This is a genomic window from Halobacillus ihumii, assembly GCF_902726645.1.
Lineage (GTDB): Bacteria > Bacillota > Bacilli > Bacillales > Halobacillaceae > Halobacillus_A > Halobacillus_A ihumii.
The window spans coordinates 1,535,519-1,548,004 of record NZ_CACVAO010000001.1 but is presented as its reverse complement, the minus strand read 5'-3'; the positions used below and the strand labels follow the sequence as shown (position 1 = coordinate 1,548,004).

At 43.4% G+C, this 12,486-nt stretch carries 13 protein-coding genes; 9 read left to right on the top strand and 4 right to left on the bottom strand.

Annotated features, from left to right (window positions below; all coding sequences use genetic code 11):
- Window positions 1-27: 27 nt before the first annotated feature.
- Together G6R08_RS07840 and G6R08_RS07835 are read left to right on the top strand one after the other, a co-directional pair.
- Window positions 28-717, top strand: a complete 690-nt coding sequence (locus tag G6R08_RS07840) for a SagB/ThcOx family dehydrogenase (RefSeq protein ID WP_163527471.1) — start codon at window positions 28-30, stop codon at window positions 715-717.
- A 237-nt stretch (window positions 718-954) separates the two neighbouring features.
- On the top strand, window positions 955-1,773 hold the full coding sequence (locus G6R08_RS07835) for a YitT family protein (RefSeq protein ID WP_163527470.1): 819 nt from the start codon (window positions 955-957) through the stop codon (window positions 1,771-1,773).
- Window positions 1,774-2,012: 239 nt separating this feature from the next.
- Here G6R08_RS07835 and G6R08_RS07830 read toward each other — a convergent pair whose 3' ends face one another.
- Both G6R08_RS07830 and G6R08_RS07825 read right to left on the bottom strand, forming a co-directional pair.
- On the bottom strand, window positions 2,013-2,423 hold the full coding sequence (locus G6R08_RS07830; RefSeq protein ID WP_079528353.1) for a GlcG/HbpS family heme-binding protein: 411 nt from the start codon (window positions 2,421-2,423) through the stop codon (window positions 2,013-2,015).
- Between the two features lie 117 nt (window positions 2,424-2,540).
- Window positions 2,541-2,723, bottom strand: a complete 183-nt coding sequence (locus tag G6R08_RS07825) for a 2-hydroxymuconate tautomerase (RefSeq protein WP_163527469.1) — start codon at window positions 2,721-2,723, stop codon at window positions 2,541-2,543.
- 173 nt (window positions 2,724-2,896) lie between these two features.
- Here G6R08_RS07825 and G6R08_RS07820 point away from each other — a divergent pair, with 173 nt between their 5' ends.
- Window positions 2,897-3,445: a YwhD family protein gene (locus G6R08_RS07820; protein WP_163527468.1), complete on the top strand. Its 549-nt coding sequence runs from the start codon at window positions 2,897-2,899 to the stop codon at window positions 3,443-3,445.
- Window positions 3,446-3,858: 413 nt separating this feature from the next.
- Here the strand turns inward: G6R08_RS07820 and G6R08_RS07815 are convergent, their stop codons facing one another.
- Window positions 3,859-5,910, bottom strand: a complete 2,052-nt coding sequence (locus tag G6R08_RS07815; RefSeq protein ID WP_163527467.1) for a transglycosylase domain-containing protein — start codon at window positions 5,908-5,910, stop codon at window positions 3,859-3,861.
- A 145-nt stretch (window positions 5,911-6,055) separates the two neighbouring features.
- Between G6R08_RS07815 and speE the strand changes: the two genes are divergently transcribed.
- From speE to G6R08_RS07785, 6 genes are all read left to right on the top strand, one after another.
- Complete coding sequence (speE, locus tag G6R08_RS07810; protein WP_163527466.1) at window positions 6,056-6,889, top strand: polyamine aminopropyltransferase; 834 nt, start codon at window positions 6,056-6,058, stop codon at window positions 6,887-6,889.
- 3 nt (window positions 6,890-6,892) lie between these two features.
- Entirely contained in the window at window positions 6,893-7,765 is an 873-nt protein-coding gene (speB, locus tag G6R08_RS07805) for an agmatinase (RefSeq protein WP_163527465.1), read from the top strand.
- Between the two features lie 437 nt (window positions 7,766-8,202).
- Window positions 8,203-8,649, top strand: coding sequence for a hypothetical protein (locus G6R08_RS07800; RefSeq protein ID WP_163527464.1), 447 nt, complete (start codon window positions 8,203-8,205; stop codon window positions 8,647-8,649).
- 79 nt (window positions 8,650-8,728) lie between these two features.
- Complete coding sequence (locus G6R08_RS07795) at window positions 8,729-9,157, top strand: YwiB family protein (RefSeq protein WP_163527463.1); 429 nt, start codon at window positions 8,729-8,731, stop codon at window positions 9,155-9,157.
- Window positions 9,154-10,821: an arginine--tRNA ligase gene (gene argS, locus G6R08_RS07790; RefSeq protein ID WP_163527462.1), complete on the top strand. Its 1,668-nt coding sequence runs from the start codon at window positions 9,154-9,156 to the stop codon at window positions 10,819-10,821. The genes G6R08_RS07795 and argS overlap by 4 nt, the downstream gene beginning before the upstream one ends.
- A 179-nt stretch (window positions 10,822-11,000) precedes the next feature.
- On the top strand, window positions 11,001-11,180 hold the full coding sequence (locus tag G6R08_RS07785; RefSeq protein ID WP_163527461.1) for a XapX domain-containing protein: 180 nt from the start codon (window positions 11,001-11,003) through the stop codon (window positions 11,178-11,180).
- Here the strand turns inward: G6R08_RS07785 and cls are convergent, their stop codons facing one another.
- A complete protein-coding gene (gene cls / locus G6R08_RS07780) occupies window positions 11,181-12,371 on the bottom strand; it encodes a cardiolipin synthase (protein ID WP_163527460.1) in 1,191 nt (396 codons plus the stop codon).
- Window positions 12,372-12,486 lie beyond the last annotated feature (115 nt).

The window sequence follows — 12,486 nt, the reverse complement described above, 5'->3', positions numbered from 1 at the left end:
TTAAATCCAGATAGGAGTGATCAGGTTATGGACAGTTATTTCAAAAGGTATCATAAAGAGTCAGGCTGGCCACCTGTATGTAATCCTTCCTCTAAACAGGTAGAGAAGGATGTAAAACTTGAAGATTTTATTCCGCTACGCTACAGCAGGGTGCCTGGGGAGTTGGCTGGGGGCATTCAATCTAGAGAATCTTCGAAATCCATCGGTCGCGATAAAGGATTAGATAAAGACATTCTTGGGACTTTTTTAAAGTGGTCTGTTGGGGCTCTCGAGGATGAAACGGGCAGGAGGGCTTATCCGTCTGCCGGACAGCTTTATAGCAATGAACTATTTATAGCCGTTAAAGAGGTTGCCCATTTGCAGCCAGGTCTTTACAAGTATCACGCCAATGAACATGCATTAACATTTGTTAACGGAAATAACGACGTAACCGATGCGTTGGTGCAAGAGAGCATTGAATATAATTTCTGCGTCATTGTTGCAGCCGACTTAACCTATGCAGTAGATCAATATGGGGAGCGAGGCTATCGTTTTTGCTTAATGGAAGCGGGACATATGGTGCAAAATATGCAGCTGGTCGCTGTTAGTCTAAATAAAGCAATAGTACCCATTGGAGGATTTGTTGATGAGTATTTAAACAGCAGTGTGCTGCCGGGAGAAGCTGATCTTTCAACCTTATATCTTGTCCCAGTGGGAAGGAAGATGGATGACGTTTAAACACTAAGTTAGTTTGGCGTTATTTGTATGAATTGATTAAGTAACTCCCTCTTAAGATTCATTGTACATATGTTAAGTGATAGATAGTTTAAGGAACCAAATGACCTCTCCGGAAAAGGGCGTCGCACTAGTGATAAAAGAGACTTTGGCCCTATTAAAATGATATTGACTTTTAATAGTATGGCCACTAGAATTCATTAAGTGTTCCAGCTATATCCGGATCGGAGGTTAAAATCAATGAACCATTTATATAAATATGCTGTACTATTTGTATTTTCTATTGCTTTAGGTTTTGCTTTTAATATGTTCTTACTCCCTCATGAGGTATTAACAGGTGGCGTAACAGGTCTTGCCATGGTTTTTGGGCTGCTTTCTCCCATAAACGCTGGTATTTGGCTTGTTATTTTAAATATCCCTATTTTAATTATTGGATGGATGAAGGTAGGTAAGGAATTTATATGGAACAGTATATTTTCTGTTCTTACCACTTCTATAGCTATGCAGTATATCCCGGTAATGAAGGTTACCGATGATGCTTTATTATCCGCGGTGTTTGGAGGGGTCATTGCCGGTATATCTATCGGTTTTATTATAAGATTTTACGGATCAACTGGAGGATTTGATGTTATTGGACTTGTGCTCACTCAAAAGCGTGATATTCCTCTAGGTGGATTAATTTTTGGCCTGAATAGTATCGTTGTGTTTATATCCGGGTTTATCTTTGCTTGGGATCTTGCGCTATATACAATGGCATCGATTTATATTACCGGAATTGTTATAGACCGTGTTCACACCCGTCATATTAAATTGAATTTGATGGTGGTTACGGATCGTGGGCAGGAAGTAAAAGATGAGCTGCTTGGAAATTTAATTCGTGGTGTTACTGTCATGGATGGGCAGGGCGGCTATTCTAATACTGAGCGTAAAGTGCTATACACGGTTATTTCTCGTTATGAATTAGCTATAGTGAAGTCTCTTATATCTAGTGTCGATCCGAGAGCCTTTGTCAGCGTAAGTGAAACGGTTGAAGTAGTAGGGAACTTCAGGAGATCATAATGTTCTGCACCTAATTAAAAGCAGTTTTGATCATTAAGAAGATCCTGCTCTATCAATTTTAATAGTAGAAAGAACTCAAGGGAATAGTAGATGACTAATTTTTTCGTGATAAAATTGCTTAAAACAAACCCGTATTACCTTTAAGGCAATACGGGTTTTGTTTTGAGTTTAGACACGTTATTAAAGGGGATAGCGAACAGGTGAATAGACCTCATTCGCTTCTAAGTAACCTTTTTAATTTACAAAGTTTCGAAAGCTTTAACGGCCGCCTCAGCCACTTGCACATCATGTTCTACTTTGCTGCCGCTGACGCCTACTGCTCCAACAACTTTTCCTTCCTTAACGAGCGGGATGCCGCCGCCAAACACAACAATACGTCCGTTATTGGTCGTATTCAGTCCGTAAAGCTCGGCCTTTGGCACTGTTGCATCTGCTAAGTCAGAGGTAGGCATCTTAAGGGCTACAGAAGTCCAAGCTTTATTCTGGGCGATGTCAACACTGGCAAGCCATGCATCATCCATGCGATGGACGGCGATTAAGTTTCCGCCATCATCAAGGATCGAAATTACCATAGCCACATCTAGATTGCTGGCTTCTTTCTCAGCACTATCAATTAATTTTTTCGCAGTTTCTAAGGATAATTTGTTCATTTTGTATCCCTTCCTCTCATATGTTTGTCATTCTATAAGACTGCCTTCCACTTGTGAGAATTTTGAAACATTGAAGGCATTCCTCTTATCATCTTATATCGAAAAAATTCCTGTGATTTAATCAACCAATCGTTTCCCTGCGACACCATAATGTTGCTTCGCCATTTCTTCAATTACGACAGTGACCGCTTCTTTACGGGCCCCTGTTGTATCTGTCACGGCATCGGTTACCCTTTCAACTAAAGCTTTCTTCTGATCATCGGTTCGGCCTTCGAGCATTTGTACGGTAATAATAGGCATATTGTTTCTCTCCCTTTAAAGCGTTAATTGGATCACTGTACTTTCTTCTGCAAAAAGTGCTAAATTCCTGCCTGTCCGGTTGAGAATTATTGGAGTTTTTGTTGAGTGAAAAGTAGGACATGTGTATGTTAAAGTAGAAGCAACAGCAGTCTAGAAGGAGGATGTCATTTAGAATGAAAGAATTTGATCAATTTAAAAATAAAGATGAAGGCGAAAGTAATGATAAGAAGAAAAATCAATTTACGATAATAAAAGATGACTCCACTGATGGTCACGGAGGATACGGCGTGGGGTCTATCAGCCTGGAGAACATGACGCCTGTAATTGTTGATCCTAATGAAGAAGAGGCGTTTGTGGACATGGGCGCTCTTCACGCCCGAAGCAAGGTCGAAAAGCGCGTTCGCTTTCAACCTGAGCGATCAGAAGTTCCAAATGGCAAACTGTATTGGATTGCATGGGTGACGGTCGACCATCGTGGCGGGAAACCTTGCTATTATGGCGTGTCAGGTAGTGAACTTGTTGTTGATCGTGAAATTCGCCGCGGCTACAAATCAATGCCTGAGCACGTGAATCAAATGGATAAATCACTAAAAGGGCGCTTTGTTTTGGAACATATGGATGAGAAATCGAAGCGTATTTTAGGGGAATATTTGCGTGATTTCAAACCTGAGCTCTGGGAGAATTCAAATCAAGAGTTGAAAGATCAACTTGGGTTCAAATAATGAAGGAGACGCTTCCTGTTTAGAAAGGGGAAGCGTCTTTTTTGTGTTTTTAAAAATTGCCAGACTGGCTCGTTAAATGCAATTCTCCGCAGAGCATGTGAAAAAGGGCTGGATTGGCGAAATAGCGAGGGGAGCCCATTCACGAAAGATTTGAAAAAAGTTCACAAAATGTTCACATGAAATAAGCAGCTTTTCGGGCAACGAATCTTGACGAACAAGCTGTTCGAATAATATATTAAGTACAACATGGGTTTTACATGTATTACTAGGACAAAGAAGACGATCGGCTAGTCACCGGTCGTTTTCTTTGTTTATTATTATGTGAATATTCAGATTAATCGCACGAATGGTTAAAACTTCCACCTCAGGTCATCCAGAAACTGGATGACCTGAGGTGGAAGGAAATGGGTATATTAGGAGAACCAGTCGACGATGCCGTCTAGCCAGGAGTCGTCTTGGAGTTCTTCGTTAATTTGTTCTTCATCGCTTTTTTGGTTTGGTTCACAGGTTTCGGTTGGAATGTTTTCTTCAGCCATGTAGACGAGTCTTTCTTCCGGACAGCCTGGACCGGAGAGTTTACCAGTTTTAGGGTTAATATATACTCCTTTCACGCCTGGGGTTGGAGTAAAGGCTGCGACAGGAAGCGGCTGGTGAATTGTTTCCATTGTACTGGCCCATAACTGCTTCGAGTATTGGTGTTCAGCTGTTTTGGTAATATCACGGTTGTCATCATATCCTGTCCACACTCCCATGATATATTGCGGGCTGAATCCAATCATCCAGCTGTCTGCATCTGTTGTTCCTGATTTACCGCCATACATACGTGTCAGTTGATCGGCAATACTTGCTCCTGTCACACTCATATAGCCATTGAGAGCTGTATCAAACATCCCTGTCATCATATGCGTCACCGTAAAGGCGGTGTTAGGATCAATTGATTTCTCGGTGTCTGTGTTCAGTTTGTACTTATACACGACGTTACCATGACGGTCGGTAATCTTAGTTATCGTGTGAGCTCGAACAGCTGCAGATCCACTGACCATCCGCATGTAGCCATCGACCATTTCGTAAAGTGAGATCGATGCACTACCGAGCGCCAAAGAAGGCACCGCGGGTAACTTGCCTGAAATGCCAAACGTACGCAATGTCTCCACAAGGTTCTCAGGTCCGATATCAACGTTCGTTGTCACGGCATAGATGTTGTCCGATAACGCTAAAGCTTGTGCCATCGTGATTTTACGGTTGGCATAGTAATTATTGTAATTGCTAGGTGAGTAGACATTGCCATTCTTCAATTCAAAAGATGTTGGCTTACTTGCAATCATTGTCAGCGGAGTGTAATCACGCATCAAAGCAGCATAGTAGAGAAATGGCTTAATTGTGGAACCGACCATTCTCTGGGCATCGGTTACTCGATTATAGGCACTCTTTGAGTAATCTTTACCTCCTGCCAAAGCTGTGACAGCACCTGTTTGGCTGTCCATAATAACACTTGCTGTTTGAATCTCAGAGCCATTCGCAATCGTCTCATCGATGGATTGTTCGAGTTCTTTCTGATGTGATTTGTTTAACGTCGTGTAAATGTGATATCCGCCCGTTTTGACAGCATCCACATCTATATCGAGAACTCTCGCGGCCTCCTCTGTCACTTTGTCCTGAAAGTATGGAGCCACAGTTTTCGTGGCTTCCCCTGAATGATCATAATAATCGAGTGACACAGCAACAGCATTTTGCTCTTTCTCAGCGGAGATGTAGCCAAGGTCTTCCATACGGGAGAGAATAACACTCTGGCGCTCTTCTGCATTCTCAGAATTATTTAAAGGAGAATAGTAGCTTGGGCCCTTAGGAATTCCCGCAAGCATTGAAGCCTCAGCTAAGGTAAGTTCTTCTGCATGCTTATTAAAATAGTAGCGGCTGGCCGCTTCAATTCCGTACGCTCCGTGCCCATAGTAAATCGTGTTTAAATACCCCTCAATGATCTCATCCTTTTCGTAAAAAATTTCAAGACGCATCGCATAGAAGGCTTCTTTAAGTTTCCGCGTCCATGTTTTCTCATGAGACAAATAAAGGTTCCGGGCGTACTGCTGGGTAATCGTACTGGCTCCTTCTACCATTTTCATAGCTTTTAAATCAGTCAGTGCAGCAGAGGCAATACGTCTGAGGTCAAAACCCCAATGGTCATAAAAACGGTGATCCTCGATCGCAAGCGTGGCCTGAACAATGGATTCAGGCATTTCCTCTTTACTGATCCAGTAACGTTCCTGCGCCCCGTGATCCTCGTCAATCACTTTCCCATCAGACCCATAGTAGATCGTATTCTGCTCGGTATGAAGGGAAGGAGGGCCGAGGCTGACTGCATAAATGAACACAGCTGCGAGCGCAATGAGGCCAAGGATGCAGCAAGTGAAAGCTGCTTTCATTGACCTCCGTATCCATTTCCATCTAAAACGAATAAATAATAGCATTCTTCCCTACTCCTACCTGTTAAGATATAATAATGATTACTATTATTATGGGAAAAACGCTGGTAAATTAAACATTTGCTTGCTTTTTCTAACGTTTAATCTATAATTTGATTGGTTAGAAGAGTGTTGAAAGGAGATCTTTTGAATGGCTACTTGGTTTACTGAAAAACAAACCGAAAACTTTGGCATTACGGCAAAAGTGAATCGGACTTTGCATAAAGAAACAACAGATTTTCAAGAACTGGAAATGGTTGAAACAGAAGAATGGGGGAATATGCTGCTGCTCGATGATATGGTGATGACAACCGAAAAGGACGAATTCGTCTATCACGAAATGATGGCACACGTTCCGCTGTTTACCCATCCAAGTCCGAAAAAAGTGCTCGTTGTAGGCGGCGGCGACGGCGGAGTGATCCGTGAAGTCCTAAAGCATGACAGTGTCGAACAGGCAACCCTTGCTGAAATCGATGGAAAAGTGATCGAGTACTCAAAAAAATACTTACCAAGCATCGCTGGTACACTCAATGATGCCCGTGTAGACGTCCAAGTGTCAGACGGTTTCATGCATATTGCAAAAAGTGAGCGGGAGTATGACGTCATTATGGTTGATTCGACCGAGCCCGTTGGTCCAGCTGTGAGCCTTTTTACAAAGGGATTTTATGAAGGAATAGCGAACGCCTTAAAAGAGGATGGCATTCTCGTAGCGCAAACAGATAATCCTTGGTTTAAAGCAGATTTAATTCGGCAAGTGTACGGTGATGTTAAAGAAACTTTCCCGATTACGCGCGTCTATACAGCGAATATCCCTACTTATCCTAGCGGTCTGTGGACATTTACGATGGGAAGCAAAATTTACGATCCACTGAAAGTTACGGACGAACGTTTCACGGCATTTGATACAAAGTATTACACAAAAGAACTTCATAAGGCCTGCTTTGCGCTGCCTAAATTCGTCAAAGATATGACGGAGGGGGAATAATCGATGCGATTCGACCCGGCCTACTCAGGAAAAGTGTTTATTATGAGCCGCCCGACAGAAGAAGAGGCTAGAGTGGTTATCTACGGCATGCCGATGGACTGGACAGTCAGCTTTCGTCCAGGCTCGCGATTCGGCCCGAACCGGATTCGCGAAGCCTCCATCGGTCTTGAAGAATACAGCCCTTATTTAGATCGCCATCTTGAAGAAGTCAGCTATTACGATGCTGGAGACATGCTGCTTCCGTTCGGTAATGCTGAGCGCAGCATTGATATCATTGAAGGCTATATTGATGAACTTTTGGAAAAAGGGAAGTTTCCGCTCGGACTCGGCGGAGAGCATCTCGTCAGCTGGCCGGTCTTCAAAGCGTTTCATAAAACGCAGCCGAACATGGCGATTATCCATATTGATGCCCATGCCGACCTTAGGGAGGAGTACGAGGGAGAAGTTCTCTCACATTCAACCCCGATCCGAAAAGCGTGCGAATTGATCGGGCCTGAGAACGTCTATTCATTTGGAATACGTTCCGGCATGCGTGAAGAATTCCAATATGCTAGGGAAAGCGGCATGCACATGTCAAAGTTCGAAGTGCTCGAGCCGTTGAGGAAGGTACTGCCTGAGCTTGCCGGCCGTCCGGTTTATGTAACGATCGATATTGACGTTCTCGATCCAGCCTTTGCCCCAGGGACAGGGACTGCTGAAGCTGGCGGAATTTCTTCCAAAGAGCTTCTCGCTGCGATTCACGCGATCGCGGGTTCTGACGTTCAAGTAGTAGGAGCTGATTTAGTCGAAGTAGCTCCTGCTTACGATCAAACCGAGCAAACAGCGATCGCTGCCAGCAAGTTTGTACGCGAAATGCTTTTAGGGTTTGTCGAATAAATGATAGAATAGGTCCGTTGCAAGATGCAGCGGATCTTTATTTTTAGCAAATATGCAATTATTTAAAGTTATAAGCAAGGCTGCACTATAAAAGACTGTTGTTTTTGTATAGACTGCATAACATACGGCTTCGGAAATGCATTACGCTTTCCCGCAGGAGATTCGTGCGTTTCCTTCGCTGGTATGGCGGTTGATTGAAGCGTAGGGCAGTCGACTCCTGCGGGAAAAATCCCGCAGGAAGCGGTTTTTGCTTCCGAGGAAGCTGAAGCGTTGCCCGCGGAAAGCGACTGCGCGAAGTGGAAACCAACCTCTCTGTTGTGACGATGATTTATATCAACGGTGAGGGGGATAGAGCAGCAAAATTTTTAAGAAAAGAGCCTTGTCTATTTTCATGCAATTGATAAAATACTGCGCACACATAAGGAGTTTTTACAAAAATGGACAAAAAACTGATTGGCGTAACGGCAGGATATGCCCTCGTTATGGCTGCATTACTCATCCTCACCTTTTCGTTTGCCTGGAATCCATCTGGATACAGCTATGCAATAGAAAATTCTACTCTTTCGGTCCAGAAAGGCCTTGGCAATGAAGTGGTGGCAGAAGTCGAAATCGCTGATAATATGGCCGATGTGCTGCTGTTCCAGGCAGCTGTTAGTGATGTGAAAACGCACTGGCATACAGATATCGTGCTGCTGGCCCTCATCTTTCCACTCATTTTATTCGCGATTTTTAAAGACAAACGGCCATTTAAAAAGGTTCTCCCCTACAAATGGTTTCTCGGCATTGTGGTGGCGATCGTCGTTATCTATGCGGCAGCTACTATCCCTTCATACTTTTCTCAGATTCAGGAGGTCGAAACGTACGTGCAAAAAATTTCGCAATAACTTGAGTTTTTGCTGCGGTATTCTTATAATAGATTAGTTAGAAACAGACTCGAAATCTGGTGGATGGAGGAGTGGTCAAATGAAGGATGTACGTATTAAGCTCATAACGGAAATCAGAGATGCGGGTCGCAAAGAAGAGATGACGTTATCTGAACAGGGGCAATTATATACGCGTAACGAAACGGAAGTCCTCAAGTTTACGGAACACCCTGAAGAGGGGGAGCCCGTGAAAACGATGGTGACAATTAAGCCGGACCATATTAGTATTAAACGAACGGGGCCTGTTGAAATGCGCCAGGTTTTTCAGAGGAAGCTCGAGACAGAGAATATTTATCATCATACATATGGTGATTTTCATATGAGAACATGGACAGACCAAATTGAGTACCGCTCGCTTTCTGAAGCTTCTCAAGGCCGTCTGTTTATTAGTTATCAAATGACGCTGAATCATGAGGTTGAACAGCGCCATCGGTTAACACTACTTTTTGAGGAGGAAAGGGAATCATGAACATTGTCGAACAGACGGAACAGAAGCTGAAGGATGAAATTGTTCGAGCCGTAAAGCAGGCAGGCCTGGCAACAGATGAGCAAATGCCGATAGTGGTGCTGGAGCAGCCGAAAGATAAGTCGCACGGAGATTATGCAACAAATATGGCGATGCAGCTGGCGCGTATCGCGAAGAAGAATCCTCGTCAAATCGCCACAGAGCTGGTGGAGCAATTTGATCGTTCCAAAGCATCTATTGAAAAAATTGATATTGCCGGACCGGGATTTATTAACTTTCACATGAACAATCAGTACCTGGCTGATCTTGTCCCAGCGATCCTGACTGCAGGGGAAAATTACGGACGCACAGAGATTGGACAAGGTCGCCGCGTTCAAATCGAGTTCGTTTCAGCGAACCCAACTGGGACTTTGCATTTAGGACATGCCCGCGGGGCTGCAGTCGGCGACTCGTTAAGCAATGTGCTTGATGCTGCAGGATATGATGTGTCTCGTGAATATTATATTAATGATGCCGGAAACCAAATTGCTAACTTGGCTCGGTCTGTTGAGGCCCGCTACATGCAGGCGCTCGACAAAGATTGGGAGATGCCTGAAGATGGCTACCATGGCAAGGACATCATTGAGCTTGGCGAACAGTTGGTTGAAGAAGATGGCACGAGATGGGTGGATGTTTCTGAAGAAGAGCGTCTGACCTTTTTCCGTAAATATGGGCTGACTTACGAATTGAATAAAATTAGAACAGACCTAGAAGAGTTCCGTGTTCCCTTTGACGAGTGGTTTTCAGAAACGTCTCTTTATGAAGGCGACCAAATCGAACAAGCGTTAAATGTCTTGCAAGAGAAGAATTATGTGTACGAGCAAGACGATGCGACTTGGTTTCGGACGACTGCTTTTGACGATGATAAAGACCGTGTACTCATTAAGAATGATGGTACGTATACCTATTTAACACCAGATATCGCCTATCATAAAAATAAACTCGACCGCGGCTTTGATACACTTATTAACATTTGGGGTGCTGATCACCATGGTTATATTCCACGAATGAAAGCGGCGATTCAGGCGCTTGGCTATGATAAAGATACGCTGGAAGTGGAAATCATCCAAATGGTCAACTTGTTTCAGGACGGGGAAAAGGTGAAAATGAGCAAGCGTACAGGAAAGGCGGTTACGCTTCGTGAGCTGATGGAGGAAGTTGGAATTGACGCGATGCGTTATTTCTTCTCAATGCGTTCCAGTGACTCTCATCTTGATTTCGATATGGACCTCGCTCGTTCCGAATCCAATGAGAACCCAGTTTATTATGTACAGTATGCGCATGCTCGCATTTGTACGATGCTTCGCCAGGCCGAGGAAAAAGGTCTTACAGGCGGAGAATTCAATGGCAAATTCTTAACTTCGGAAAAAGAAGAAGATTTGTTGAAGCGTCTTGGCGAATTCACGCAAGTGGTAGCCGATGCTGCTGAAAAGCGTACACCGCACCGTGTTACGCAATATGCTTTTGACTTAGCATCAAATCTGCACAGCTTCTACAATGCTGAGAAAGTGCTCGATGAAGCTCATCAGGAGCGTACTACGGCGAGAATCGCGCTCATGAAAGCCGTGCGCACAACCTTACAGAATGCGCTGCGCTTAATCGGTGTTTCTGCACCAGAACAAATGTAGCTGCATATACTAATCAAAGAGTGTCCTTGCTGAATCAGGCGGGGGCATTCTTTTTTTGTCCAAACTCTGAGTTAGAATGTTTTCCCAACATAAGGTAAAATAATCGTGATAGATGAGAGAGGATAGCCTGACCATGAATGGAATAATATATGAATACTTGCTTAAAAGGGGGCGTATAGATGAAGGAAGTTTTATTCGCTTTATTAACTGGATTTATTGTAGGAATTATATTTGCAGCCTTTAAATTGCCGATCCCCGCTCCCCCTGCAGCGGCAGGAGTCGTTGGGATCATTGGCATTTATCTAGGCTTTAAGGTATTTTCGTGGGTCGGACCAATGGTGAGTACTTTATTTAAATAACTATAAAATCGGGCGCAGCACTTTGGCGATTTGGATGTTTATTTTAGTAGCAAATGAACGCTGGGACAACCACTCTTCGTTAAAAGCAATCGCATTTTGCGCGTCCTTCATATACGCTTTTCGCAAATCACTAATAAATACTTTGTCATAGACGAACGTATTGACTTCTTTATTTAAAAAGAAGCTGCGTCTGTCAAAGTTGGCGGTACCGATGTCGGCTATACTTTGGTCGACAATCATTACCTTGGAATGATAGAAACCGTCGTCATACAGGCAGATTTTCGCTCCTGCATGGAAAAGTTGTTCTAAATATGGAATGGCCGCTTCCTTCACGAAAGGGTGATCTGATTTAAGCGGCACCATGATTTGCAGGGATACTCCGCGTTGTAAGGCTTGTCCCAAAGACTTCATCAACTTCTCACTCGGAATAAAATACGGTGTCCCGATTAAGATTTCCTTGTCTGCACGCTGAATCATATGCAAAAATTCATCCTCAAGCTTCATTCCATCCGTGGCAACGATTTTGACGGAGTGTTTCGCTTCTTCATTGGAGACGGCAGGCGAATGTTTCTCACCAGTTGCTCGATACCAATCATCTAGAAAAATCTGATGAAGTTCACCGACGACCGGTCCAGTTAGGCGTAAATGATAATCACGCCAATCTCCAAATTTAGGGTTTTTCCCAAGATAATTGTCGCCGACGTTAAAACCGCCTACATAAGCAATTTTTCCATCAATGACTGTAATCTTCCGATGGTTACGACGGTTTAATTTATAAAAGAAATAAGGAAATCCCGGGATTGCTGAAAAGTGAAATTGCACACCAGCTTCTGCTAAATCGCTGCGAATCGACTTGGACAGCTGATAGCCTCCCAGACGATCTGTCATCAGGCGAACTGGCACTCCTTCACGGGCTTTATTTTTCAATATTTCAAGAAAATCGCGACCTGGCTGATCGCTGCTAATTAAATAAAAATAAATGTCGACATGCTGTTGTGCTTCCGCGATTTCTTGAAAAAGATCCTCAAATAATGGGGAGCCGTTTTTATATAGGTGATAATCTGCTGTTGTTTCTTTAAAGGGGAGAATCTGGGCATGGTTCTGATGGTTTCTCCGGCCTAATTTAAAATCTAACACGATTAGCAGATAGATCACGATGATAATAAGTAAAAGGGTTATTATGAATAACATTTTAATGGCGCCTCCTTTACAGTTTCCTCTATTAGTTTCCCCCAAACATCGAAGTTTGAAAAGGAAATCGTGTAAAATGTGTTGACTGAATGCTCATTCATAATTATAGTTAGTA